This is a genomic window from Photobacterium sp. Alg240-V54 (assembly GCF_900537155.1).
Lineage (GTDB): Bacteria > Pseudomonadota > Gammaproteobacteria > Enterobacterales > Vibrionaceae > Photobacterium.
This window is the reverse complement of record NZ_UNRL01000001.1, coordinates 857,903-883,656: the sequence shown is the minus strand read 5'-3', so window position 1 is coordinate 883,656 and position 25,754 is coordinate 857,903. Positions and strand designations below refer to the sequence as shown.

Sequence of the window (25,754 nt, the reverse complement as noted above, 5' to 3'; positions counted from 1 at the left end):
TGGCGTGAACCAATAATTTTAATACTTTGATTTATAATAAAATCCTCTTTAATTATTACGCGTTAATGCCATTGTCCTTATTATTTTACGTTTTTATCTGGGTCGAAAAATCCCCGCTAATTGCATGACATGCTGACAGCATGGACAAAAGGGTTGTGCCGTTAAACGGACAACTTTTTGTGGTGAGGGCAACGTCAGTTGCCCTACTAACATAAAGGCATATTGGATCAGTTGAAGCTGTTTTTTCTCATGTCCTCGTAATAAACCATAATCACGAACTCGCCTTAATCCTTTCGGTAATACATGTTGCAATATCAGCCATAGAAACTGTAATACAGGCAAAAACATAGGACACCCATAACTTTCGCAAACCTTTACGATCAATTCTGACGGTATTCCATAAATGGTTTTTATTACTTGAGATCTTTTGTGGTTAACGTATCAGGCAATTTATCTAAATAGTGAGTAATGCGATGAAGTGCACGACTATAACCATCAATAGTGGCTGGACGTTTACCTTGCAAGGTTAGGTGGGTAACATGTTGTTCATAAAGATAATCTGAACGTTGTTGTTGTTCGTTATTCATCATAAATACTCCATTAAAAGGAGTATTAAAGGTAGCTTAATCGCTGTCTGCTTTACTCTGCCGCGCAGCGGCTTCGTTCCACAAATGCATCAACACGATTTGCTACACTCGGCGTTGTCAGTTTGCCTTTAGTTTCAGTGATTAAGGCGTTAAAATTCAGCTAAGCCTATATCATAGCAAACGTGTTATGCAGGCGTTATGTTTTATTCGAAAATTCAGAGGAAATAGTAGATTGTTATCAGAGTTTTTACAGTTTGGTTACTTAGGTCTTTTAGGTCTGTTGATTACCTTATGCTACAAAATTGTTGCTATTACAGAGCGAAAGGATCGTTGTTTAAAACATACTCTTACTTTGTTAGGTGTGTTTTCAGCCATTGCTTTTATTGGTGGCGGTGCAGGGTACATTTGGGCATCTAAAGAGCTGGAGGTAGTCCAAGCTAAAGAAAGTCTCGCCAATATCAAAAAAACACAGGTATCTGAACTACGCCAAGCTCATATAACAGAGTTAGAACCACTTCAAAAGGCTCTGGCAGATACCGCTCGTAGTCTGGAGTTGAGCGCGCTTAACAGTACTAGAAACGAACATTTAGAAGAAATCTCTCGATTAAATGATTTAATCAAATCACGCAAAGAATCGAATGCGGCTGAAATTAAGGCTGTAGCGTCAGTTTTCAATGAAACTATACCTAAAACATAACAGATAAGGATATGTGTCGCGCAGCCGACACCTATTCGAAGTGTTGGACAAGCCCGAGCGGCTTTATATAAGTAAATATTGGGAATGTCATGAAAGGTGATACTGAAAAGAAGTCGAGCGTTATCCTTGGCGTGAACCAATAATTTTAATACTTTGATTTATAATAAAATCCTCTTTAATTATTACGCGTTAATGCCATTGTCCTTATTATTTTACGTTTTTATCTGGGTCGAAAAATCCCCGCTAATTGCATGACATGCTGACAGCATGGACAAAAGGGTTGTGCCGTTAAAAAAACATAGGACACCCATAACTTTCTCGTTAGAAAACAGATAGTAATTAACGCTATTGTCGGTGCTGATTACCGTCATTCCCTACAGTGAATGCCCGCGAGGGCGATAGAGAATCAACTCACCGCGGGTTGAATTTTTAAAATAAAGATATGGCTGTCCTATGTTCATTCGCTTTAAAATGGTTTCGTGTATTCAAATAGGCAGTCAAGTTGAAAATTTTAATTACAGGCACGGCGGGTAGAGTTGGTCGTGCAATCTACATCAATCTAATGAAAAAACATCAAGTTGTTGGAATAGATAGAACGCCATGTTCAACCGCTGATTATGTTGGGGATATTCGTGATACAGCTTTATTGACTAAAGCTTTAGAAGGTGTAGAGGTTATTATTCATACCGCGGCTCTGCATGCCCCTCATGTAGGACTGGTATCTGACAATGAATTTGAAGAAATTAATATAAAAGCAACCGAGCAATTAGCCTTACTGGGTGTAAAAAAGGGCATTAAACATTTTGTGTTCACGAGCACGACAGCCCTTTATGGTTTTGCATCAACGCCAGCGGGAGTGGCGGGTTGGGTTAATGAAACAGTAACGCCAAGTCCTAAAACGATTTACCACAACTCAAAGATTGAGGCTGAACAGATACTTGAAAACATCTCAAACTTGTTCAATTTACCTGTCACTGTTCTGCAAATGTCTCGCTGTTTTCCAGAGCCAGTAAACTTAATGGCTGTTTATCGTTTAACTCGTGGTATTGATGCTCGAGATGTTGCCAGTGCTCATGCTTGTGCTGTAGAAAAACGTTTATCGGGATTTAGACGTTATATCATTTCCGGACAAACACCATTTAGTAAAACATGTTGTGAAAGGCTGTATCAAAATGCTGATGGTGTTATACAAGAGGTTGCTCCAGACCTTGCTGAAAACTTTGCGAATCGAGGTTGGCGTTTACCTCAATCACTTGATCGAGTTTATGATTCAACGCTGGCACAACAAGAACTCGATTGGCAGCCAAAATATGGTTATGAGAGCGTATTAAGTATGCTCGATAATGAGAGTGCTGAGGTTCTTCCGATCATAAACCACAGTTAACAAAGACATCAATAAGATATGGCTGTCCTATATTTCGTCTGCTTTATAAACATAGGCTAGCCATAACTTTCTCTTTAGAAAACAGATAATCATTAACGCTATTGTCAGGGCGGATTATTGTTACTCGCAACAGTAATTACATACATTCAACTTCTTCAACCTGGTTAAATTCGGTAATACACCCTTTCCCTTGCATTTTGGATTGATACATCGCCATATCTGCACAATGCAATACGTTATCAATACCACTAATATCTTCCGATTCAATATAATAATAACCAATACTGGCACCAACATGGATAATGTGTTCTTTAATATGAATGGGCTGAGAAATGCTAGCGATAATACGCTCGCCAATATTAATAATAGGCTCACGGTTTTTTACTGGATTTAATACCGCAACAAATTCATCGCCAGCTAAGCGTGTCACAATATCGTTTTGGCGTACGCTCTGCATTAATTTCTTGGCAACTATTTGCAGAACATGATCACCAACGTCGTGCCCATAAGAATCATTTACAAATTTAAAGCCATCTAAATCAATAAATAAGACAGCCATAACATAAGTACGTGGTAATGCGAGTTTTTCTACTAAATAGTGGTGTAAAAACTCACGATTCGGTAAGTGTGTTAAAGCATCATGTTGAGCGATATAGGCTAAACGCTGGGCTTCTTTTGCAGAGCTAATATCAGAAGCAAGCACTACAATTTGGCTATCATTGGTTTCGCTATCAATAATTTTATTAATTTTCAAATGTAATGGTGTTGTGATTTTTTTATTTCGATTATAAAACAAGCATTCACCTTGCCATTGCTGATCTAACGCTAAGGCCATTAAAATGTCTTTTTTCATCGGTAAATTGTCAGTGTCAGTCAATACTGAACGATAATATTTACCAATAATATTAGAGCTTTTTTGCCCGATTAAATGACAAAATGCTCGGTTTACCATTTCTATATGACCATGACTATTAAGTAACAAGATCGCTTCACGGCTATTTTCAAATATCTTTGCTGCTAAATGTTGCTGTCGTTCAGCGAGGTTCTTTTCTGTGACATCTTCAAGTGCAAATAGCGTTTGATGTTTATGTGATAACGGATGGCTCACCAGTTGATATATTGCTGTTCCATTTGCGTTTACTGCTTTGATCAGATCATGACTAAACTGTTTTTTACCAAGTAACGCATTTTGTAGAGATTGTTGAAAAATTTGAGGATCTGACGGATTAATCACATCACAAATATGCTTAGATAGCAGTGCTTGCGGAGAATCGTGAAATAATTTAGAGCTGCTATCATTAGCTAAAATAATATGCCCCGCATGATCAACTACTAATAACGCATGTTGCACAGTACTGATCACATCATCGGCAAACGCTTTCTCATATTCTAACTGAACAATAGTATGCTTTATTTTAGATTCACGCTGATTTAGCTTAATAATCATGGTATTAAAATAATTAATCAACTTACTAAATTCATCCTTTGAATTTGTTTGCTGTTGCACCATTTCAGTTTGATTAAAATGAATAACATTAATCATTGCATCATTCAGTTGACGAATGGGGCTAATCATCCAATGCCGTAAGCGATGAATAACAAAGCTACTTAATAAAACTAAAATTACTAATAAGTAGAGACTAATTTCTAGTTGCGACCATTTTAATGCGTGTAATCCATCTAATGATACGACGATCCTCATCTTTGCGAGTTCTGTTTCATCCATATAAATGGGCACTAGCATATATAAATGTTGTTTACTAAAGACATGCCCCTGTTTTTTTAGCGTTAATTCTTCTGCATTATTGGCTGAAGTATGCAATTTATCAGTATTGTTAAAGTCAGCGAAAACAGTGTCAGCTGCCGTTAATACAGAAACCGAAACAAGCATCGGATCAGCAGAAAATGCAGATAAGATCTCTTGGCCTGTAATTACATCATCAAATTGAATTGCAGCGGTTAAATTGGCACCTATACCTGTACTTAAAATCGTGATCCGATTAACTAAATTTTGTTTTTCGCTCTCGATGTATTTATAAGAGCTTAACGTTTGAAAGACGATAAAAAGGATAACAACAAAGAAAACCAGCGGTAAATATAAGCGCTGATTAAGAGAAAGAGAGTTCATCCAATTATTTCGCATGATGTTGCCCTCCCTGTTGCGGATTAGTTACTGAAGGTAATATTGCTATTTTCAATAGTTTCGAACTTATTGTTATATCGGATTTTTTTACGCTTGGTAAGGCAATAACCGGACGAATTTTATTATTGACTGAGCGTAACTCGATCATACCGCCTTTATCTAAAAAGGCGTTACCTGTACCAATGGTTAACACGCCTTTTTCAATCGGGATTTGAGTTAAACCGACTGCTTTTTGGCGAGAAATATAGGCGATTTGGCACTGAGTGAGTTGGCTGATGTTGGTTAATGTAACAATCTTATTGTTTTTGGCTTTGAGTAAGCGACTTAAGGTTAAGGCGATATTATCCGTACCTAATGTGCAAAATGTTAACTTTTTATTTTGTTGAGGCCAGGTCGCAAACTGAGCAAAACGGTAAATATAGACCGCAGATATTTCATAGTCAGCAATGTTATCAGCATGTGCTTTATTGGCTATGGTATGGACACAAATCGACAAGGTAACGACTGCATATATAAAATACAGGCGGCAAAAATGGTAGGGCTTATCAATAAGATCTACCAATAATTTCGACGTTAATTTACTCTTGGAGCAATCGCTACTTTGCATTCTGCCTCATTACAATCTGGTCCATGATAAACGTAAAAACGCAGTTTCCTCTATTGGTGCCTTATTGGGTAAATCTTGGTACGTTGAACTACCTAAACCATCAACAACAAACTCGACAAGAGGCCAAGCTTGATTGTATTGCCATGCAACACGCATATCCATTGTCGTGATCTCAGGCGCTTTATAAAAATCAATCGGCGATGACACAGAACCTTTATGTTTTAGCCAGCCGTCAATTTGCCATTGAGAGTTAAGCGTCCACATCATTTGTAACGAAGCGTAATGTTTCGGCTGATGATCATATAATCCTTTGTATCCACCATTCTCATAGCTATTGCATGATGCGTATTGAGAATCACATTGAGCTTGTGTGTCTATATAACTGTATGATGCATTGAAATGTAATTTTTGAGTTGGTTGCCAGAAAATGGCTAACTCAGCACCGTAGCTCTGGGCATCTAACGCATCGACATAATTAAATTCATGGATAGCAATTTGTCCAGGTTCTACTGAACCATCAGAACAGACACCATAACGGCACAGCCATTGTCCATTATCTAGCATGCGTAGGTTTTTATATTGACTGAAGAAAATCGTTGTATCAATCGAAAATGAGTCTGAAATTTTACCACGATAGCCTGCATCCCATGTTATAACGGATTCATTCTTCATATCCAGATTCCCTGTTGTCAACGCCAGCATTGGATATTGGGTATAACAGTTTGGATTTGAAATATCACAGTTCGGCAATGGTGCAACTATAGCTCCTAATGCATATAAATCGGTAGTAGAATCAACAGCGGAAGGTGTAACAACAGCTCGACCAACTCCTGTCCATAATTGATGATTATTAGAAGCACGGTATAACAACCGAGCTTGAGGCTGTAATTCTGTAGTATTATTTCGAGTAAAATGCTCGACTTTAACCCCTAAACTTGAGGTTAATTTATCTGTCAGCTGTGTTTCTAATTGCGAGTATGCATTATAAATTCGCTCTCGTTGCGCCTGTTGCCTACTTGTACGTTGGTATGGATGCATATCAGCGTAAAAATCAGCATTTGTATTTGGAATTTTTACTTTAGTAAAACGTGTACCTAAGCCTAATGTCAGTTCATTATGTGCATTGACTTGCTTGATCATTAACGCATCAGCATTAAAGGCATCGTATTCACCGTTTGCAGTGGGTTCTGTTCTTGAATTGCTATCAACCCACAATGTTGCTTCATAATGAGTATTAGCAACCGTTCTTCCCAAGTTTAAGTTACTATAAAAACCGCGAGAGAAATCTTCTAATTGTGTTTGATAACCAATCACAGCACTCATTGGATAATTAGGGTAAATAGGCTGCTCTAAAACGTAGTAACGATACCAATCAGAATGTTGAGATTTAGTATGATAGCCACCAACTTGCCAGGTTAAGAAGCGATCGTCTTCGATATAATCCGTACGAAAGTCGATATTATAATTATTCCACTCATCATCATTAAACGAGTAATAATCAGATTGAACACCTTTTACCGATAACCTTGCTGTCGTCATATCATTAATTTGAAAACCGTTACGATAACTGGCTTCTTTATAGTTATATTCACCCGCGCCGACTTCAAAAAACTGACCGAGGGTTTCATTACTATTTTTGGTGATGATATTAATAACACCATTAGTGGCATTGCCTCCCCACATTGTCCCTGCAGAACCACGTAAAATTTCAATGCGATCAATATCTTCTAAAATGGTGTCAATCGTGTGCCAAAAGGTACCTGACATTAAAGGGCTAAATACACTGCGTCCATCGACCATCACCAAGAGTTTGTTAAACAGGGTTTCGTTTAAACCTCGCAGTGATACTTGCCAGTTAAACTCACTGATCTTAGTGACCTGCACACCAGGGGCTAGCGCCAATGCCTCAGCAATAGAGCGAACACCACTACGTTTAATTTGTTCATTAGTAATCACATATACCGCAGCAGGCACATCGCTTAATGATTGCTCTTTTTTAGCAGCCGTTGTCACTGTTACACTTTGTGTAGTGAGGTCATCTAAATCCATCGACATTAAATCATCAATTTCAGATGCTAATGAAATATTGGCATAGCACGAAAAATAAAGTGCTGAAAATAAAATAGGTGAATAGCTTAAGTAGTTTTTCATAATTATTAGAAGTAAGGGTCTCGGAATAATTCTAACAAACTAATTATGGTTATTAATAATTAGAGTTACTTAAATAGTAATGCTTTAACAGTATTTGATGAGGTTAAAATATTCTTTTATAGTTATTAATAAAACAATCAAATAAATTAAAAAACAATTAACTGATATTCTGAATGAATATATTTACTCACTGTCATAGTGATTAATATTTTATTACAGTTTAAATTCCAAATGGGTATTTTATTTTTCTTAACTAAATACACATTATTCGACTTAGTTAACATCTCGTTCTTTATTTAAGCAATAATTTGATAATAATGTTAGTTTACGGTTGTTGAATACCCGCGAGGGCTGCAGGAAATTTACTGTCCACGTGCCGTTGAGTTTATGTTTATCCATAAAATTTAATGTGCTTCACTAATAGATTTAATAGTGCTGATCGTATGTTTTAAATGGTTGTTATTTATGTGGTAAATAGCTTTGGTGTGTATGGGAGATTTAGGGGTAAATTTGACACAATGCTGAGTGTTGGGAGTAGAGAAAAAGAGTAAGATTAGCACCAAATTTTCTATTCTGGATTTACAATGAAACACATTCTACTTTTAGTACTCGCTGTTACTTCTTTTCAAACCTACGCCCAAAGTAAATATGTGTGTACTAAAGATCATGTCGAGCGTGATGTTGAAGTGATTTATCATGCGCCAAACAGTAATACCTTGTGTGAAGTTAAATATACCAAAAATAATCACAGTGAAATTTTATGGAGTGCTAAGCATAAAGTGGGTTACTGCGAAACGAAAGCACAGCAATTTACTGAAAAACTGGCTGGTTTTGGTTGGTCTTGTTATGCGGTAAATGATCAAACTGCTGAGTAATTATTGGGTTGTAAACACCTTAATTGTTGCTATTCCCCCTTTGAAATTACAATGATAGAAGCAAAAATACGGTTATTTGTGGCTATATTTTTGCTTCTAAATCCATTGTTGTGAGCTATTTTCCTCCTCTAATTCTGCACATTTATTATTTATAAGTCTGTTCTTACAATCTAAATCGCACTTTCAAACTATAGTAATATCACTATCACTATCACTATCACTATCAGTATGGGTTTATGCAATACGTTGATTTGCTTGTTTTATTTACTATTCGTGTACTTAAATTTAGACGTTAATAGTCTTTGTTTTATTTGAGGGCGTTGATTATGCGACAAAATATTGATGCAGATTATATTCATAAGTTAAACAAACACTTTCACGATCAAGAAGAGGCATATAATTATGATTCTCGTATGGGAGCGAAGTATGATTGTGAATCACAGCAGCAGACGATCAAAGAGCTAGAATCGGTATTAGGGCATACTCTGCCTAAAGGCGGAACTGTTGTTGATGTGGCTTCAGGGACGGGTAACTTAGCCGTCAAGCTTGCGGCGACGAATTGGTATAGACAGGTGATTGGGGTTGATATCAGTGAGCGCAGTTTAGAAGTAGCACATCAAAATGCCCGTAAAATGAAAACAACCATTAAAACCATCACTTCAGACATGACCACATTGCCTTTTGATGATAACAGTGTTGATTTGGTGGTCGGTTGTGCCTTTCTGCATCATCTTCCGAATCCGAAAACCTTCATGCAGGAAGTATTACGCATTTTAAAACCCGGTGGTGAGTTTATTATTATTGGTGAGCCGACAACACATGGTGGACAATTGATAGATATTATTAAAGCCCCACTAGTATGGATCAATAATTTACGGCGTTACTTTTTTAATCCGCGTAAGCAACAAATGCGTTGGGATCATGCCAATATTGATGTGCATGATTTTAATCAACAAGATGCAGAACAATTATTACAAGGTTTTAAGACACCAAAGATCATTACCGAAGGTTTTTTATCACCAATAATAGATCAAGGGTTGATGACTCCGATTCGAAGTATATTGAGTGAAAAGTCGAGAATAAAACCGCTTTTTTTATCAATTAATCGTGGTCTTACTTGGTGTGACGTCACTATTTTTAATTATATTGTTCCTAAGTTTTGGCGAGTGTCATTAAAACTTAGTGGTGAAAAGCCATAGCGTATAGTTAGCTGCTAAATAGCAACCGTATTGTTAATTATGCAGTAAGTAGGGTAGCGCATCATGTTTGTTTAGCGATACCCGTTATTTGTGATCATTTAATTGTTTCAAAATAGAACTTATAGTTACGCACACCGTCTATCTGAATGCCTTTTTCTGTTAACTCAAGATATTGCTTGAGTTTAACGGTTCTAAAATTCATCGCCTTTAGCGCCAGTATTATGCGTAGTTCATCCATTGAACGTGATTTAGCATCAGTACTACAACTGTTGCAGACAACATGTGTCTTTTGCTTAAAACCAATTTGATTGAGCCAGTTGAGATCTTTGGTGTCTTTACGTAAGCCGCAAAAGTAACACTGATTTTGTTGTTTCGATGCCGCTTGTTCTCTCAATGCTTTTGGAGATGAAGCTTGTGAAGCTGGAGTATTTTTCTTGTTATTAAACGCAGATAACTGCACGACATTAGACATATATTATAAATTACTCTTACTTTTTAAGATCTACAGTATATAACTGAACATTATTGTAGTGTGGTTTTATATGGTATTTTTTCGATTAGGGTATCGACTAAAACTGTACGACGAACATCATGATAATTACTAAAGGTTGAATTTATCTGTAATTAAGCATCACAGTTATAGCAACAATGATGCTTAAAAACGGGATGATATTATAGCGATAATTATGCTTTATCTTGTGCTAACCATTCTGCCACTTGCTTGGTGTAGTAGCTCACAATAAGATCAGCACCTGCACGTTTAAAGCCAGTTAATGTTTCATATACCACACGTTTTTCATCAAGTGCGCCTGCTAATGCAGCAAACTTGATCCCTGCATATTCGCCACCAACTTGATAAACTGCTAATGGTAGGTTGGTTTTACGACGAAGATTGGCAACCACATCAAGGTAAGGTGTACCTGGTTTTACCATCAGAATATCTGCACCTTCTTCCTCATCAAGTAAAGCCTCTACTAAGGCTTGACGACCGTTAGCACAATCCATTTGGTAGGCTTTGCGATCGCCGCTTAATTCACAATCAACCGCGGTGCGGAAAGGGCCATAGAAAGCAGAGGCAAATTTTACTGCATGAGCAAGAATTGCCACATGTTCAAAACCTGCGGCATCTAATCCTTCACGAATGGCTTTAACTTGACCATCCATCATTGCTGACGGCGCTAACATATCTGCGCCAGCTTTTGCCGCCGTGACACTTTGTTTAACTAATAACTCAAGTGTTTCATCATTTAATACATGCTCATCATGGTAGACACCGCAATGGCCATGCGTCGTGTATTCGCAAAAACAAATATCGGGGATCACCATCATGTCAGGACAAGCAGCTTTGATGGTTTTCACCATACGAGCCAATAAACCGTTATCGTTCCATGTATCACTACCGATTTCATCTTTAGTATGTGAAATACCAAAGGGCATCACATAACGTACACCCAATTTATAAAGCGTATCTATTTCATCAGCCAGCATAGTTTCAGAAATACGTGAAATGCCCGGCATGGTGCTAATAGGTACGGCTTCAGTTAAGTTTTCTTCAATGAAGATCGGGTGAATAAGATCAGCCAATTTAAATTCATGTTCACGCACAAGATCGCGCATATTAGCGCTACGGCGCATACGACGGATACGTTTAATTGGTACAGAGATAGGATTTGTCATTGGAATATTCTGTTATTATGTCAATCGTGCATACATCATACAAATGTTAGGGTTGATGATGCAAGCAGTTGTGTGAGAAGGGTAATACAGCAGCGGTTATTTAGCCATTAACGCAATAAGCATCAAAAATTGGAATTATTTATTGGATCAAGAGAGGGCGTTCTTTTGATCCATTTGTGATGGAATGCCGATAGATTTTTCCTATCAGATTAATCAGTTAAAACTGCTTTTGTTTTTAGAGTTAACGGGATAGATTATTTATAATTAATTTAAAATAAGATCTGGACATTCATTATGACAACCATGACAACGCGTTGCCCACATTGTAAAGCATTGAACCGTTTACCTCTTGATCGTATTAACGACGAAGCGACATGTGGCTCTTGTAAAGAAAATTTACTAGATGGCATGCCGATTGAAGGTACTGCTGATAACTTCGCTAGTTTAATTAATGGTGATAAACCAGTAATCGTCGATTTTTGGGCCCCTTGGTGTAGCCCATGTATTGGCTTTGCGCCCGTATTTTCTGATGTTGCAACTGAGCGTAATGGCGCAGCACGTTTCGTTAAAATTGATACCGAAGCGCAACAAGCACTCGCAGGACAATACCGTATTCGTAGCATTCCAACCATCATGGTATTTAAAGGTGGTAAAATGGTCGACATGCTAAATGGTGCGATGCCAAAAACTGCCTTTGATGAGTGGTTAAATAGCGCCCTAACAAAATAACGCTTAGTGATGTGCTGCTAAAATAGCACTATTTGCTGGTGGCATGTTAATTGTGAAGCCTAGTTGTTTATAGAGATAACTAGGCTTTTTTGTAGGTGTAATTTGGCTAAATATCAAAAAGGCGCACTATTTTGCGTGTTATTTATGCTATTTATGTATAAATGTAAAAAAACACTATGTTAAATTTTTAATGTGACCAATATCTCTATATACTCTCGCCTCGGCCAGAACAATTACGTTCAGCCACCTTATTACAAGCTGTCACTAGGATATGTGAACGACCCACGGAGTTGGACCGGCGTTAATTATAGCTTGTTAATTTAGGTGACTTGTATGTTGTACCATTGGACGAACACTCTTTTCGTTGTTTACGTATATTCACGTAATCCCCATCTTTTGTTGAACCTTCAGCAAATGTTCTTCCGATGCCGCAATACATTCAATACCTTCATTATTCGACACCCATTTATGAGTACAACAGGACGAAATAATGCAGTTGTTAATTAGTTTGGCCGGTATAGCAATACTGGTTTTATGCGCGATTTTACTATCAGATAACCGTAAAGCGATCAATTGGCGGACAGTCATTGGTGCATTAGTGTTACAAGCAAGTTTCGCTGCGTTAGTATTGTATATTCCGCTTGGACAGAAAATGCTTGGCGCAATGAGCGATGGTGTTGCTGGTCTATTGAGCTTTGCCGATGTGGGCATTAATTTTGTTTTTGGTGACTTAGCCAATATTGAAAAAAGCGGCTTTGTGTTTGCAATCCGCGTACTGCCGCTGGTGATTTTTATCAGTGCGTTAATTTCGTTGTTGTACTATTTCGGTATCATGCAGTGGGTAATTAAAGTCCTTGGTGGTGGTATTCAAAAACTATTAGGCACTAGCCGAGCAGAGTCATTAGTGGCGACGGGAAATATCTTCTTATCACAAGGTGAATCACCGCTACTTATTCGTCCTTTCTTAGCTAAAATGACCCGTTCAGAACTTTTCGTGGTAATGACATGTGGTATGGCATCGGTTGCAGGCTCAGTGCTTGGTGGCTATGCAGGTTTAGGGGTTGAGCTGAAGTTTTTGATTGCTGCGAGTTTCATGGCCGCGCCTGGTGGTTTGTTAATGGCTAAAATTTTAGTGCCTGAGCAAGAAACCCCAGAAGAGCAGGTTGAGATTGAAATGGCGAGCAGTGAGCACAGCAATGCGATTGATGCTTTAGCTGCTGGTGCAATGAACGGTATGAAGGTCTCGGTTGCTATCGGTACGATGTTAATTGCATTTGTAAGCGTGATTGCAATGGCGAATGCAGGACTTGCAGAAGTCGGTCATGGCCTAGCAAGTTTAACAGCTGCGGTTGGTATGGATACTGTGTCACAATGGTTTGCGACGACACCACTGAGTATGCAACTTATTCTGGGCTATATTTTCTCACCGCTAGCGTTTGTTGTAGGCGTGCCTGCCAATGAAATGATGACGGCTGGTACCTTTATTGGTGAAAAACTGATCCTCAATGAATTTGTTGCTTTTATGGATTTTGCTTCGGTTAAGCAGACATTATCAGCACATACTCAAGTGATTATTACTTTTGCATTATGTGGTTTTGCCAATATTGGTTCAATTGCAATTCAAATTGGTTCAATTGGTGTCATGGCACCAGAGCGACGTAGTGATGTAGCTCGATTGGGTTTTAAAGCGGTTATCGGTGCGACATTAGCTAACTTAATGAGCGCTACGCTAGCGGGTATTTTTGTTGGGTTATAAGCACTAACTCGGTAACAACAAGATAAAAAATAAAGCCGCAGTAAGAACCTTACTGCGGCTTTGTTGTTATTTATATGCTGCTTTTTATGGGGTATTTTTAATAATGACTATTTATCAAATTGTTTAATTAATACTGAGGTGTCAGCACGATTAAATCCCCGTTGTTGCAGTTTTTCATATTCACTATCAACTTGTTTTGCCAATGGTAATTCAACATTTAGCTTCTCAGCGGCATCAAAACAGATTGCAAGATCTTTACGCATCCAATCAATAGCAAAACCAAAATCAAATGAATCTGTAGCCATGGTTTGAGCGCGATTTTCTAATTGCCATGAGCCTGCTGCACCATGCTTTAATACTTCGGTCATGGTGTGAATATCAAGTCCTGCCGCTTTGGCGAGTGTGACAGCTTCAGATAACCCTTGTAATACCCCGGCAATGCAGAGCTGATTCGCCATTTTAGTTATTTGGCCATAGCCTGTTTCACCCATTAGTGTGGTTGCTTTGGCATATTTTTCAATCGCAGGCTTAGCTTTGTTAAACACTGCTTGATTACCGCCGACCATGACGGTTAAACAGCCATTAATTGCGCCAGCTTCACCGCCTGATACTGGCGCATCTAAAAAGTCACAACCAATAGTATGCGCAGCATCGGCAATTTCTCGCGCAACATCGGCAGAGGCGGTGGTATGGTCAACCAAGATAGCGCCAGGTTTCGCTGTGACAAGAATACCGTGTTGGCCTTTATAAATTTCACGGACGTCATCATCATTGCCAACACAAGTAAACACAATGTCAGCGTCTTTTACTGCGTCACAAGGAGTAAGCGCAATCGTGCCCTGATATTCTTGTATCCAAGCGTCTGCTTTGGCTTGGGTGCGGTTATAAACCGTTACGTGATAGCCTGCTTTAGCTAGGTGTCCTGCCATCGAGTAACCCATTGTTCCAAGACCTAAAAAAGCAACGTTTGCAGTCATAGTTAATACTTCCTTGATTTTTATTGTGATCAATTTGTAACATCATAACAGACAACATTATTACGTAAATGGGCATTCTTTGTGTGTATTTTTTGCAAATGAGTGAGGTTTATCAATAGGATTAATTATTCGAGATTAATCGCTTGTAACAAATTGTGTTGCCAATTATGATAACACTCACTTTTATTTTAGGATGGGTTTAGATAAGCACCATGTTGTCAGCGGTATTGCGGATTATGTTTATAGTGATATGTTTAGGAGCAAGTTCATTTGCTTCGGCATCGTCACAGTTGAACATTACCCACGCCCACGCTGCACAAACCCATCCTGTATATACTGATGTTATTGAAGCGCCTGTCGTTAACGCTATGATTACGTCACGCCATTGTGAGCTGCTTCAGCAGCATCAGAGTGAGCCTGCGCCAACCCAAAAGCATCCAACAGATCGCTATGTCTGTAATAATGGCTTACCGGTTTCTGTTTATAGCACCAAGTTAGTGTGGAATTTTCCCTCGCCAACTAACATCAAATCGCCACAACATAGTGGTAAACACCATCGTTTAGAAGTGATTGATTTAAACAATATCATCAATACTTCAACCCGATCTCTCAATAGTTTCCATCATAATGCTGATGAAATAGCGCCAACATTTGAATTGGCGTTTGAATTGCCATTATTGCCAATACCGCTGCTTACCATTGGTTATGCAGAGCCCCTCAGCCCGCAAACTGATTGGATCTTAACCATAAAATCCACATCATCGCGTATATCTGGCTGGAAAGAATCAAATCAACTCTATTCACATTACGGACATTCGTTCGTTACTGCATAAGACATTACTAGCATTTATGTCATTTATGGCATGGTGTGCTTTACTTAGTGGTGTCGCTTTCACCAACACATAAAACGTTCGATTAATTTATGTATTAAATCTATCAATAGCTATTATTAAGGCTAATTGTTATCGGCTGTGAATATGATAACAACGCGTTGTTTTGTCTTTTAAAGATAAAAACGAATAATAATTATTGATGTGTTATCGGTCGCAACAAGCTGAACTTGTTGCTAGATATATGGCTTAAAATAATGAGAAAAAAGAATAATAAACAGATTCTGAATCATTACTCAGCATGGAAATATGTTGTGCTAATTGTGACGGTCTCGATTATGTTGCTTAGTGCTATTCCAACCTGGTATGGCGAAAATGCGGCAGTACAAATCAGTGCGAAAGGCGGCGCAATGCCAACACCTTTTGAGATTCAACGTGTTCTAAAAGACCATGGCATAGAAGCCAAGACTATTGAACAGCAGCCAACTCGCACTGTTGTGGTGGTTAATTCAACCAAAGAACAAACCAACACTAAAGAAGCATTAAACAGCATCGTTCATAATGAAGGCCGTTTAACATTAGCACTAGAACCAGCAGCACCTAAATGGCTATTAGGGCTAGGTTTTGAGCCTATTAAGCTCGGTCTTGACTTACGTGGTGGTGTTCAGTTCTTACTTGATGTTGATATGAAGGAAGTTTACAAGCAGCATGCACAGCAGCTAACTGACGATCTTCGTATTGATTTCCGTAAGCAAGATATTCGCGCGGCACGTTCAGAACTGACTAATAACAATCAAGTTATTGTGCGTTTGCCTAGTGAAGATGCGAACAATAAAGTACGTCAATATATCCGTACTCAATACCCACAATGGCAAGCGAAAGATGGCCAAGGCGATAATTTAGTCTTGTCTATGCGTGAAGATGAGCAAACTAATCTGCGTAACTTAACAGTACAGCAGAACTTGCAAACGATGCGTGGTCGTATTGAACAATTAGGTATTACCGAAGCATCAGTACAGCGTCAAGGTGAAAACCGTATTCGTATCGAGCTTCCTGGTGTGCAAGATCCCGCCGCTGCAAAGAACGTAATTGGTGCGACAGCAAGCCTTGCTTTCTATGCGGTTAAGCAAGAAGGTACAGGTAGTACCATGATCATTGACGACAAAGAAGGTCGTCCGGTACGTGTAAGCCGTAAGCCAGTATTAACCGGTGATCATATTATCGATGCACGTGCGAGCATGGGTGAAATGGGTACACCTGAAGTTAATATTACCCTAGATAGTGCTGGTGGTAGCATGATGTCTGAGTTCTCACGTAATAACGTGGGTCAACCAATGGCAACGTCTTACAGTGAATATACCCGTAATGCTAAAGGTCAGACTGAACAAACAAATAAGATCATCAGTGTTGCAACAATTCAAACTCAGTTAGGTAGCCGTTTCCGTATTACCGGTGCTGGTTCACTGGCTGATGCGCAACAATTAGCGTTATTACTACGTGCTGGCTCATTAACAGCGCCTGTAACCATTGTTGAAGAGCGTACCATTGGTCCAACATTGGGTGCTGAAAACATTAAAAATGGTTTTGCTGCTCTAGCACTAGGTTTAGGTGTGACATTGCTATTTATGGCATTGTGGTACCGTCGTCTAGGTTGGGTTGCGAACATTGCATTGCTGACTAACATGATCATGCTATTTGGTTTATTGGCATTGATACCAGGAGCGGTATTAACCTTGCCGGGTATTGCTGGTCTGGTATTAACCGTTGGTATGGCTGTTGATACCAACGTGCTTATTTTTGAACGTATTCGCGATATGGTTCGAGATGGGCGTAGTTTTGCTCAAGCGATTGATCGTGGATTTAGTAGCGCATTTGGTACTATTTTCGACGCTAACTTTACAACGATGATCACCGCAGTGGTACTTTACTCTATTGGTAACGGTCCAATTCAAGGCTTTGCATTGACGTTAGGTCTAGGTCTTCTAACCAGTATGTTTACTGGTATATTTACTTCCCGCGCCATTATTAACTTGGTTTGGGGTCGTGATTCTCGTCGAGATGTAAGGGTTTAACGCAATGAAAAATTGGATTATTACAAACTTAACTAAATTGCGTTATATGACCGGTATTGTGTCAATTGCGCTAATGGTTATCTCGATCAGCTTCATTTGTATTCGTGGTCTAAACTGGGGTCTTGATTTTACTGGCGGTGTTGTTAGTGAAGTTCAGATGAATAGCCAAATCACCAGCAGTGAAATTGAACCACTGATGGATGCGGGCTTTAAGCAAGACGTTGTAGTGATTGCTGCAGATGAGCCAGGACGTTGGATTCTACGTTATGCAGTGCCAGCGAAAGGCGAGACTTACCCTGCAATAACACAAGTGCTTGATCCACTGCATGCACAAGTACAGGTCTTAAACACCAGCATTGTTGGTCCACAAGTGGGTGCTGAAATGGCATCTCAAGGTGGTTTAGCATTACTTGTTACTATGCTTTGTATTTTAGGTTACCTAAGCTACCGTTTTGAATGGCGCCTTGCTGCGGGTGCATTACTTGCACTAATGCACGATGTGATTCTAGCTGTGGGCTTCTTTGCAATGACGCAAATGGAGTTTAACCTAACGGTACTCGCAGCTATTTTGGCTATCTTAGGTTATTCATTGAATGACTCGATTGTTATTGCCGACCGTATTCGTGAGCTACTGATTGCGAAACCAAAACAAAACATCGAAGCAACCAACAATGAAGCGATCATTGCAACGTTCTCACGTACGATGGTGACATCAGGTACAACGTTGATGACAATCAGTTCATTATGGTTATTAGGCGGTGCATCGCTGCAAGGATTCTCTATTGCGATGTTTATTGGTGTGTTAACCGGTACATGGTCATCGATTTCAGTAGGTACACTACTGCCAGAATTCGTAGGATTGAAGCCTGAGCACTATTTACCAAAACCTGAGTCACAAGATCCTTAATCGGTAGAGATTGAGTAAAAACCGTCAATAGCAATGTTGGCGGTTTTTTTTTGCAGTCAATTCAAGATATACAGTTTTTTTAAATACAGAGTGGTATTTGTTGCTAGACTAAAAAGAAGTTAAATAAAGCATGGTGAAAGGAGATAGCATGCCAAAAGGAATTATATTTATCTGTAGTGCGGCACTGTTAATTGCGGGCTGTACTCATACCAATGAGGGTGATATTCGTTTTCTACCTGATCAGTACGTTAATAAGGTTGAGTATAATAGCCTCTATCACTATGGCTATAACCAAGGCTGTGAATCCGCACTTGCAAAGGTTAATGTCGCCGAACATACCTACAGCCAAGACAGTACATTAATCAATATTTCAACGCGATTTAAGAGCGGGTGGCAACAGGGCTATTCGGCATGTGAATCTGGAACTGAAAAAATGTTATACAAATTATCAAATACTCAATAATTGTTTGACATATGTCTATTATTTATAAAGTTGTTATTGTTTTATAATCTAAGCACGGTACTATACTAAATAGATAGCATATAATTTTAATAACTTTTAATTATAAGATATAACGATAGTGTCATTTTACAAAAAAAACAGATCTGATGATCTGTTTTTAGTTAGAGGTAAACTAGCCTAAATAGTTATTGTTTATTTTAGAGTATTTTTATGCGGCAATAGCTGTTACTTTTTGATCTTGAAATGCAATATGTGTGGCAACATTTATTTCAGGTAATAACAAATAGTGCTCAGGTTTATCATTATTAAGCTCGACAATTATTTGCATATGAGATTCAACTATCTTTTTAAGGTATGAATAGCTCTTGGTAACTGCCGTACTATTTAATTGTTTATAGTATCCTTGTTGTGCATACACCCAAATACTATAGCTGCAGTTGTCATTTTCTATTTCTGCGATAAATTCCGCAATATTTTTCATATTTAATCCCTTAATGAATACATCTATGCTATAGGCATTAATTAGTATGCAGCAAACTAACAAAACTAAAACCATATATTTATAGTTGATATAAATAATGTGATATTGATGAGTTTTTTTAAGTAATAATGCTGTATGAAGATTATTTACATTAAAAGTTCTTAAAGTTAAGCTAATATACTCTTAAATAACCTTATTGAATAAATTAATTTATTTTATAAATGTTATTATTCTAAAATATAATACTTTTCGTTAAGGTTGATTTTATGGCTACCAATAATGTTTGTGATTGGGCTACTCACTCAGAGTTAGAGCGTCAATATCATGATAAAGAGTGGGGACAGCCACATAAAGATGATAACTATTTATTTGAATTCTTAACGCTAGAGGGCGCTCAAGCAGGGCTTAATTGGTATACTATTTTAAAAAAGCGTCCTGACTATAGAAATGCTTTTGAAGCTTATAATATCGATAAGCTTGCAGCCTATAGTGACCATGATATTGAATTACGTATAACTGACATTATTGATAATTATGATGTAGTTAGACACCGTGGGAAATTGCGTTCGGTGTTCACTAATGCGCGGGCTGCAAAAGCATTGCAAATACAATATGGCAATTTAGCGATACCTTTGTGGCAGTTTGTTAATAATAAGCCAGTTATTAATCATTGGTCATCAAGCGATGATGTTCCTGTAGCTACTGCGGCATCATTGGCGATGAGTCAATTTCTAAAACATAATGGGTTTAAATTTATTGGTAACATAACCTGTTATGCGTTTATGCAAGCGGTGGGTATGGTCAATGATCATACGATTAATTGTCAATGTTATCATGGTATTACAGATATAACAGACGAGACGTTATAAATGTAAAAAAGATCACATTTATTAGGATAAATTCGTTATCATATTACATTCATTTTTTATGTTTTATGGGGCGTTATGTCAACGACGGCTGTTAAGTTAATTCAGAAAGTCACCTGGGTTGGGTCTATTGCAAACATTGCTTTGGCATTTATAAAAATTACCGTCGGTAAACTTACTGGTAGTCAGGCATTGATAGCCGACGGTGTGCACAGTTTTTCTGATTTGGTCACTGATACAGCAATTTTAATCGGTTCGCGGTATTGGACAGCCCCTGCAGATAAAGAACATCCTTACGGTCATGGTCGTTTTGAGACTTTAACTAATATCTTTATTGGTTTTATTCTAGCAATTGTTGGTATTGGTATTGGCTGGGATTCACTGCATTCAATCAGTACTCAATCACATTCTCAACCAGGAATGCTAGCTTTCATCGCTGCTGTTATATCGATTGTGGTAAAAGAAGTGCTTTATCGTTGGACAGCGGTTCAGGCTAAAAGTATTAACAGTCGTGCATTATATGCTAATGCCTGGCATCACCGCTCAGATGCATTAAGTTCTTTGCCTGTCGCTATTGCTGTTATTGCGAACTACTTTTTTCCTTCTTTTCATTATTTAGATCAAATTGCCGCATTAATTGTTACTGCAATGATTTTAAAAGCATCGTTTGAAATTCTATGGCCTGCAATTTTAGAATTAACAGAAGCCAAAGCGGATTCTGATATCGAAAAACAAATTCAAGCATATGCAGCTGAAGATAAAGATATTAAAGAAGTGCATGCTATAAGAAGTCGCCGTACAGGGAGTACTATATTATTAGATTTCCATTTATTGGTCGATCCTGACATGAGTGTTGAGCGTGCGCATAATATCACTGAAAACTTTAAAACCCATTTATTAAATGAATTAAATGAAGTTGTCGATATTATTATTCACATTGAACCTTATAATTGCCAAGAACGAATAAATAATCCGTGCTGCGATGATTGTGATAACAAAAAAGTATAACTCATGTCGCTAAATGAATAACAAGACCGATAATTAATACGGTCTTGTTATTAATTTAAATTATTAGAACGACATTAATTAATCGTATTTTGTAGCCAATGACTGACATCGATTAAAACATCATTATAATGTGGGTATTCAATGGCTAAATTATCAATAGCTGCACTGATTGCCGAACTATTATAAGGAAGGCTAACTAATCGTTGCTCTAATAATTCTAATGGCGCAGGATCTAAACTATCAGTAAACAGTTTTACTTCCGTAATACTGCCTTTATTTACATCAAGGTGTAGCTCAATTCCTCCCCAAATGAAACGCTCATCTAAGCTGTGTGTAAACTGAGGAGTATTGCCAAAATTCCAATCCCAACGACTAAATTTTGCAAAGGTTTCATTAAATCCTACTAATTCTGGTAATGCTTGCGGTGAAATATGTTCAGCATCAACATGCTCACCATAATAATCACAAAATGTCTCAATAATGGCATTACAGACCATATCATGATCTATGTTATTTACTATTTGGTTGAGATTGGTCACCCGTGAGCGTACTGAAGTGATCCCTTTAGCTGCTAATTTCTTTTTATCTGGATTAAGGTAATTTGCAAGCTGGGTTAAATCGGCACTCAGTAATAATGTGCCATGATGAAAACCACGATCCATTGTTTCACGGTAGGCTGAACCTGAAAACTTACGTTCACCTTCAGCATCCTCAACAACCAAATCATTACGGCCTGTTGCTTTACCCTCAATACCTAATTTTTTAAGTGCCGAGAGTACAATATCGGTAGAGATGGTTTTATTATAATCGGGCTTACCAGCCATAAAGGTAAAATTGGTATTACCCAAATCATGAAATACTGCACCGCCGCCACTTTGACGACGCGCAAGCGTAATACCATCTTGTTCCATTTTAAGTGTATTACACTCTTTCCATGGATTCTGAGCGCGTCCAATCACAACAGTATTGTCATTACGCCATAAAAATAATACTCGCTGTTGAGTCGACATTGTACGGAAAATTGCATCTTCAACGGCAAGGTTGAACCATGGATTGGTAGAGTCTGAAATCAGCACTTTAATTTTTGAAGACATCACGCATACCTGACTAAATGTGGATGCGATGAATTTACCTTGTCATTTGATAGAGGTAAAGCAGTCAATACAGAAGCGGCAGCATTGTCGATAGGCTATAAATGAAAAAAACCAAATCACATCCTATAAACTGGAACAAATGTGATTTGGTAACATGCTTTCAATTATGACTTGTCTAGAGAATCTTGATGTTTTCTAGATCATGAAATAAGAATAGCATCACATTTTTAGTATGAAAATAACGATAATTGCAAGTTAAGGTTACTACTTGTTGTTGGGTGGTAGCAATAATGTAACTTAGAGGTGAGTTGTTGTTATGGTTAATGTTGATGGTGTGCGGTGAAATAGATGTTGGAATAGAGCTCAAAATGAGGGGAGGGTGAGTCTAACGCGAATAATATTCTGAAGTGCTTTTATCAGTAAGAGCATGGATTGCTTACCATGCTACCTCTAATCTATGTGTGATCTAATTATGTTAGTTCTAGATTATTTACTGATTGTTGGTTGTTTGTTCTGTTGGTGTCGGTTGACTCACTTGGTTAAACACATCATAAGTGATGAAATAGCCAATTAATAAAATGAGAGGAATGAATTTTATCCACTTGTTCATAATGATGCCTAGCTAAAAAAATGTTCGGCTACCATACCAGTCTTCTTCATTGGGTAAATGACTATTTATGAAAAGTTAGGTTTACACTATTAGATGATAAAAATACCAAAAAATGTAAGCGTAATAACACTATGAATTAATTGCTGTTTTTTGCTTTTATTGGTTTGGGTAAGTGTAGATAGACAAAAAGCCGACGAATCGACTTTTTTGAATGGGGGAAAGCTAGGGTAACAAAGACGTTAGAAATAAAGGCGCATTACTGATTCTGCCACACACGCTGGACGACGACAGCCTTCGATCTCAACGGTAATTTCTTGCACGATTTCTAAACCACGTTTAATCGGTGTCACTGATTGAATTTTTGTTCTAGCGCGAATATTAACACCGCTCTTAACCGGATAAGGGAATCTAACTTGGTTAAGGCCATAATTGACCGTCATTTTTGCTGATGGAAACTTTGGACTCGCAGGATCAACACTGTCAGTTAACACAGAAAGCAGCGACAAGGTTAAAAAACCATGGGCAATGGTTGTTTTAAAAGGAGACTCTGCGGCAGCTTTTTGCGGATCGGTATGGATCCACTGATGATCTTCAGTAACATTGGCAAAATTATTAATACGTAGTTGATCAACAGTTAACCATTCACCAACATGAATCTCTTCACCTAATGATGCTGTAAGCTCATTCATAACTTTGGTTGCTTCTGGGTGCATTTCAATTGCTGCAGGCTCAGAAACCGGTTCACCATTAGAGACCGATACGAGGTTATGATCTTTAACCCAAGTCGCAAAATGACTGCTGTTGGCTTTATTAAGGAATTCAATCCAATAATCACGGATTGATGGTGATAGCCAGTCTTTAAACTCAAACGGGTGATGTGATAACACTTCACGTTTACGTTTGATAAAATCGACGACTTTTACTTTCATAGAGCATAACCTTAGTTTGAAATGCCACGCTTGGGTTTGGGGCTGGGCATTGTAGCTATTATTTACAGTAGTACAACTGGTATTTTTTATAAAAAATACTTATAAGACTCATCGGATGAGTTAATTTTAAAGGATGTTGATGCCTTTACGCAATAATTAAATGGCGTTTTTTTACTATTTTTTATAAAAGATTGAGATGAATAGTAATAAATAGGCTAAATATTACTTATAGGTATCATAAACCATCACTTCTTAACCAGTGCTGAAATGCGATAAATAGTTGCCAGCTATACTATAAAGAAATAGAGCTCATATCATGGAGGAAAGCAATGATTGCATATGAAGCTAATTTTGATGGGTTGGTTGGGCCGACCCATAATTATAGTGGTTTATCTGCGGGTAATATTGCATCGTTAACACATAGCCACCATGCGTCTAATCCTAAAAATGCGGCTTTACAAGGTCTTAATAAAATGAAGGCATTGGCTAATCTTGGATTATTACAGGGTGTTATTGCCCCTCAAATTAGGCCTGATATAAAAATGTTACGTCGGCTTGGCTTTAGCGGTAGTGATCGGCGTGTGTTACAGCAAGCAGCACAACAAGCACCAAAACTATTAACTAGCTGCTGTTCGGCATCAAGTATGTGGGCGGCGAATGCTGCAACAGTATCCCCCTCAGCAGATACGCGTGATAAACGAATCCATTTTACTCCTGCTAATTTAGTCAGCCATTTCCATCGCTCTATCGAACATCAAACAACTTCTCGTATTTTGGCGGCGATGTTTAATGATGATAACCATTTTTGTCATCATCCACCGCTGCCAGCATCTGAATATTTAGGGGATGAGGGGGCTGCGAACCATATGCGTTTTTGCGTTCAACACGGTGAACAAGGCGTTGAAATGTTCGTGTTTGGACGTTATGGCTTTGACCGCCACCAATCAGCGCCTCAACGTTATCCCGCGCGGCAAACTTATGAAGCCAGTGCTGCTATTGCACGTCTGCATCAGTTAGCGCCACAACAACTAGTGATGGCACAACAAAACCCAACAGTGATTGATCACGGCGTGTTTCATAATGATGTTATTGCTGTTGCTAATCAGCAAATGTTGTTTTGCCATCAAGACGCATTTTTAGATCAAGTCAATGTATATCAACAACTGCATCATAAAATGGGCATAGGTTTCTCTATTATAGAAGTGCCAAATGATGTGGTGAGTGTCAATGACGCTGTCAGTAGCTATTTATTTAATTCGCAATTAGTGACCTTACCGAATGGTGATGTGAGTTTAATTCTTCCCCAAGAGTGCCAGCATAATGCATGTATATGGGAATATATACAGCAGTTATTACAAGCGCAGGTTGGTATTAATCGGGTTGATTTATTTGATTTAAGTCAGAGTATGCAAAATGGTGGTGGACCTGCATGTTTACGGCTCAAAGTTGTATTGAGTGATAAAGAGCAACAAGCTGTCAATCCTGCGGTGTTCTTAACCGAAACATTATTTAAACGTTTACGTGACTGGATCGATTTACATTATCGTGATCGGTTAGTAGAAGCAGATTTAGCTGATCCATTATTATTAGTGGAATCACATACCGCATTAGATGAACTAACGTATATTTTAAAGTTAGGATCCGTGTATGATTTTCAACGGGTATAATCCGCATAACCAAGACAGGACATCGGCAGCGGATTATAAGCGTAA

23 protein-coding genes and 1 pseudogene are annotated in these 25,754 nt (G+C 38.2%); 13 read left to right on the top strand and 11 right to left on the bottom strand.

Features of this window, described 5'->3' with window-relative positions; translation table 11 throughout:
- Positions 1 to 93 precede the first annotated feature (93 nt).
- A pseudogene (locus G6R09_RS03770) lies at positions 94 to 342 on the bottom strand (transposase); the annotation flags it as partial.
- Between the two features lie 71 nt (positions 343 to 413).
- Positions 414 to 590, bottom strand: a complete 177-nt coding sequence (locus G6R09_RS03765; RefSeq protein ID WP_373423685.1) for a hypothetical protein — start codon at positions 588 to 590, stop codon at positions 414 to 416.
- A gap of 184 nt (positions 591 to 774) precedes the next feature.
- Between G6R09_RS03765 and G6R09_RS03760 the strand changes: the two genes are divergently transcribed.
- Entirely contained in the window at positions 775 to 1,284 is a 510-nt protein-coding gene (locus G6R09_RS03760) for a hypothetical protein (protein ID WP_163920581.1), read from the top strand.
- Between the two features lie 502 nt (positions 1,285 to 1,786).
- Positions 1,787 to 2,668 (top strand): NAD(P)-dependent oxidoreductase, encoded by an 882-nt coding sequence (locus tag G6R09_RS03755; protein ID WP_163920579.1) that lies wholly within the window; start codon positions 1,787 to 1,789, stop codon positions 2,666 to 2,668.
- A 136-nt stretch (positions 2,669 to 2,804) separates the two neighbouring features.
- Here G6R09_RS03755 and G6R09_RS03750 read toward each other — a convergent pair whose 3' ends face one another.
- The 3 genes from G6R09_RS03750 to G6R09_RS03740 are packed head-to-tail and all read right to left on the bottom strand — an operon-like array spanning position 2,805 to position 7,569.
- A complete protein-coding gene (locus tag G6R09_RS03750; protein WP_163920576.1) occupies positions 2,805 to 4,811 on the bottom strand; it encodes a diguanylate cyclase domain-containing protein in 2,007 nt (668 codons plus the stop codon).
- A complete protein-coding gene (locus G6R09_RS03745; protein ID WP_065166990.1) occupies positions 4,801 to 5,418 on the bottom strand; it encodes a YfiR family protein in 618 nt (205 codons plus the stop codon). Before G6R09_RS03745 ends, G6R09_RS03750 begins: the two co-directional genes overlap by 11 nt.
- A gap of 9 nt (positions 5,419 to 5,427) precedes the next feature.
- A complete protein-coding gene (locus G6R09_RS03740) occupies positions 5,428 to 7,569 on the bottom strand; it encodes a TonB-dependent siderophore receptor (protein ID WP_163920573.1) in 2,142 nt (713 codons plus the stop codon).
- A 584-nt stretch (positions 7,570 to 8,153) separates the two neighbouring features.
- Here G6R09_RS03740 and G6R09_RS03735 point away from each other — a divergent pair.
- On the top strand, positions 8,154 to 8,444 hold the full coding sequence (locus G6R09_RS03735; RefSeq protein ID WP_065166989.1) for a hypothetical protein: 291 nt from the start codon (positions 8,154 to 8,156) through the stop codon (positions 8,442 to 8,444).
- A 326-nt stretch (positions 8,445 to 8,770) separates the two neighbouring features.
- Positions 8,771 to 9,643, top strand: coding sequence for a class I SAM-dependent methyltransferase (locus tag G6R09_RS03730; protein ID WP_065166988.1), 873 nt, complete (start codon positions 8,771 to 8,773; stop codon positions 9,641 to 9,643).
- A gap of 94 nt (positions 9,644 to 9,737) precedes the next feature.
- Here G6R09_RS03730 and G6R09_RS03725 read toward each other — a convergent pair whose 3' ends face one another.
- Positions 9,738 to 10,115: a hypothetical protein gene (locus G6R09_RS03725; protein ID WP_065177004.1), complete on the bottom strand. Its 378-nt coding sequence runs from the start codon at positions 10,113 to 10,115 to the stop codon at positions 9,738 to 9,740.
- A 212-nt stretch (positions 10,116 to 10,327) separates the two neighbouring features.
- A complete protein-coding gene (hemB, locus tag G6R09_RS03720) occupies positions 10,328 to 11,320 on the bottom strand; it encodes a porphobilinogen synthase (RefSeq protein ID WP_065166987.1) in 993 nt (330 codons plus the stop codon).
- A 294-nt stretch (positions 11,321 to 11,614) separates the two neighbouring features.
- Between hemB and trxC the strand changes: the two genes are divergently transcribed.
- A complete protein-coding gene (trxC, locus tag G6R09_RS03715; RefSeq protein ID WP_065166986.1) occupies positions 11,615 to 12,049 on the top strand; it encodes a thioredoxin TrxC in 435 nt (144 codons plus the stop codon).
- Between the two features lie 490 nt (positions 12,050 to 12,539).
- Entirely contained in the window at positions 12,540 to 13,805 is a 1,266-nt protein-coding gene (locus G6R09_RS03710; protein ID WP_065166985.1) for a NupC/NupG family nucleoside CNT transporter, read from the top strand.
- Between the two features lie 107 nt (positions 13,806 to 13,912).
- Here G6R09_RS03710 and G6R09_RS03705 read toward each other — a convergent pair whose 3' ends face one another.
- Positions 13,913 to 14,782, bottom strand: coding sequence for an NAD(P)-dependent oxidoreductase (locus G6R09_RS03705; RefSeq protein WP_065166984.1), 870 nt, complete (start codon positions 14,780 to 14,782; stop codon positions 13,913 to 13,915).
- A 236-nt stretch (positions 14,783 to 15,018) separates the two neighbouring features.
- Between G6R09_RS03705 and G6R09_RS03700 the strand changes: the two genes are divergently transcribed.
- The 4 genes from G6R09_RS03700 to G6R09_RS03685 all read left to right on the top strand — a co-directional run bounded on the left by G6R09_RS03700 (position 15,019) and on the right by G6R09_RS03685 (position 19,054).
- Complete coding sequence (locus tag G6R09_RS03700) at positions 15,019 to 15,615, top strand: hypothetical protein (RefSeq protein WP_146145142.1); 597 nt, start codon at positions 15,019 to 15,021, stop codon at positions 15,613 to 15,615.
- Between the two features lie 254 nt (positions 15,616 to 15,869).
- The gene (gene secD / locus G6R09_RS03695) at positions 15,870 to 17,684 is read left to right on the top strand and encodes a protein translocase subunit SecD (protein WP_065166982.1); all 1,815 of its coding nucleotides are present in this window, start codon (positions 15,870 to 15,872) and stop codon (positions 17,682 to 17,684) included.
- A 4-nt stretch (positions 17,685 to 17,688) separates the two neighbouring features.
- Positions 17,689 to 18,591, top strand: coding sequence for a protein translocase subunit SecF (gene secF, locus G6R09_RS03690; protein WP_087844700.1), 903 nt, complete (start codon positions 17,689 to 17,691; stop codon positions 18,589 to 18,591).
- Positions 18,592 to 18,739: 148 nt separating this feature from the next.
- Entirely contained in the window at positions 18,740 to 19,054 is a 315-nt protein-coding gene (locus G6R09_RS03685) for a hypothetical protein (RefSeq protein WP_082955656.1), read from the top strand.
- A 208-nt stretch (positions 19,055 to 19,262) separates the two neighbouring features.
- On the opposite strand, the gene G6R09_RS03680 is transcribed toward G6R09_RS03685, so the two are convergent.
- Positions 19,263 to 19,535, bottom strand: coding sequence for a hypothetical protein (locus G6R09_RS03680; protein ID WP_065166979.1), 273 nt, complete (start codon positions 19,533 to 19,535; stop codon positions 19,263 to 19,265).
- A gap of 266 nt (positions 19,536 to 19,801) precedes the next feature.
- Between G6R09_RS03680 and G6R09_RS03675 the strand changes: the two genes are divergently transcribed.
- A complete protein-coding gene (locus G6R09_RS03675) occupies positions 19,802 to 20,404 on the top strand; it encodes a DNA-3-methyladenine glycosylase I (protein ID WP_087844697.1) in 603 nt (200 codons plus the stop codon).
- Positions 20,405 to 20,479: 75 nt separating this feature from the next.
- On the top strand, positions 20,480 to 21,409 hold the full coding sequence (locus tag G6R09_RS03670) for a cation diffusion facilitator family transporter (RefSeq protein ID WP_163920570.1): 930 nt from the start codon (positions 20,480 to 20,482) through the stop codon (positions 21,407 to 21,409).
- Positions 21,410 to 21,483: 74 nt separating this feature from the next.
- On the opposite strand, the gene G6R09_RS03665 is transcribed toward G6R09_RS03670, so the two are convergent.
- Positions 21,484 to 22,503: a lipoate--protein ligase gene (locus G6R09_RS03665; protein ID WP_065166976.1), complete on the bottom strand. Its 1,020-nt coding sequence runs from the start codon at positions 22,501 to 22,503 to the stop codon at positions 21,484 to 21,486.
- 849 nt (positions 22,504 to 23,352) lie between these two features.
- A complete protein-coding gene (locus G6R09_RS03660) occupies positions 23,353 to 24,042 on the bottom strand; it encodes a MaoC family dehydratase (RefSeq protein ID WP_163920567.1) in 690 nt (229 codons plus the stop codon).
- A 329-nt stretch (positions 24,043 to 24,371) separates the two neighbouring features.
- Between G6R09_RS03660 and astB the strand changes: the two genes are divergently transcribed.
- Entirely contained in the window at positions 24,372 to 25,709 is a 1,338-nt protein-coding gene (gene astB, locus G6R09_RS03655) for an N-succinylarginine dihydrolase (protein ID WP_163920564.1), read from the top strand.
- The last annotated feature ends 45 nt before the right edge of the window (positions 25,710 to 25,754 follow it).

Coding starts and splice junctions, on each gene's coding strand:
- G6R09_RS03665 (WP_065166976.1), bottom strand. CDS start 22,503: ATGTCTTCAAAAATTAAAGTGCTGATTTCAGACTCTACCAATCCATGG.
- G6R09_RS03685 (WP_082955656.1), top strand. CDS start 18,740: ATGCCAAAAGGAATTATATTTATCTGTAGTGCGGCACTGTTAATTGCG.
- G6R09_RS03740 (WP_163920573.1), bottom strand. CDS start 7,569: ATGAAAAACTACTTAAGCTATTCACCTATTTTATTTTCAGCACTTTAT.
- secF (WP_087844700.1), top strand. CDS start 17,689: ATGAAAAATTGGATTATTACAAACTTAACTAAATTGCGTTATATGACC.
- G6R09_RS03710 (WP_065166985.1), top strand. CDS start 12,540: ATGCAGTTGTTAATTAGTTTGGCCGGTATAGCAATACTGGTTTTATGC.
- hemB (WP_065166987.1), bottom strand. CDS start 11,320: ATGACAAATCCTATCTCTGTACCAATTAAACGTATCCGTCGTATGCGC.
- astB (WP_163920564.1), top strand. CDS start 24,372: ATGATTGCATATGAAGCTAATTTTGATGGGTTGGTTGGGCCGACCCAT.
- G6R09_RS03745 (WP_065166990.1), bottom strand. CDS start 5,418: ATGCAAAGTAGCGATTGCTCCAAGAGTAAATTAACGTCGAAATTATTG.
- G6R09_RS03765 (WP_373423685.1), bottom strand. CDS start 590: ATGATGAATAACGAACAACAACAACGTTCAGATTATCTTTATGAACAA.
- G6R09_RS03705 (WP_065166984.1), bottom strand. CDS start 14,782: ATGACTGCAAACGTTGCTTTTTTAGGTCTTGGAACAATGGGTTACTCG.
- G6R09_RS03700 (WP_146145142.1), top strand. CDS start 15,019: ATGTTTATAGTGATATGTTTAGGAGCAAGTTCATTTGCTTCGGCATCG.
- G6R09_RS03675 (WP_087844697.1), top strand. CDS start 19,802: ATGGCTACCAATAATGTTTGTGATTGGGCTACTCACTCAGAGTTAGAG.
- G6R09_RS03680 (WP_065166979.1), bottom strand. CDS start 19,535: ATGAAAAATATTGCGGAATTTATCGCAGAAATAGAAAATGACAACTGC.
- trxC (WP_065166986.1), top strand. CDS start 11,615: ATGACAACCATGACAACGCGTTGCCCACATTGTAAAGCATTGAACCGT.
- G6R09_RS03670 (WP_163920570.1), top strand. CDS start 20,480: ATGTCAACGACGGCTGTTAAGTTAATTCAGAAAGTCACCTGGGTTGGG.
- G6R09_RS03730 (WP_065166988.1), top strand. CDS start 8,771: ATGCGACAAAATATTGATGCAGATTATATTCATAAGTTAAACAAACAC.
- G6R09_RS03660 (WP_163920567.1), bottom strand. CDS start 24,042: ATGAAAGTAAAAGTCGTCGATTTTATCAAACGTAAACGTGAAGTGTTA.
- G6R09_RS03735 (WP_065166989.1), top strand. CDS start 8,154: ATGAAACACATTCTACTTTTAGTACTCGCTGTTACTTCTTTTCAAACC.
- G6R09_RS03750 (WP_163920576.1), bottom strand. CDS start 4,811: ATGCGAAATAATTGGATGAACTCTCTTTCTCTTAATCAGCGCTTATAT.
- G6R09_RS03760 (WP_163920581.1), top strand. CDS start 775: ATGCAGGCGTTATGTTTTATTCGAAAATTCAGAGGAAATAGTAGATTG.
- secD (WP_065166982.1), top strand. CDS start 15,870: ATGAGAAAAAAGAATAATAAACAGATTCTGAATCATTACTCAGCATGG.
- G6R09_RS03725 (WP_065177004.1), bottom strand. CDS start 10,115: ATGTCTAATGTCGTGCAGTTATCTGCGTTTAATAACAAGAAAAATACT.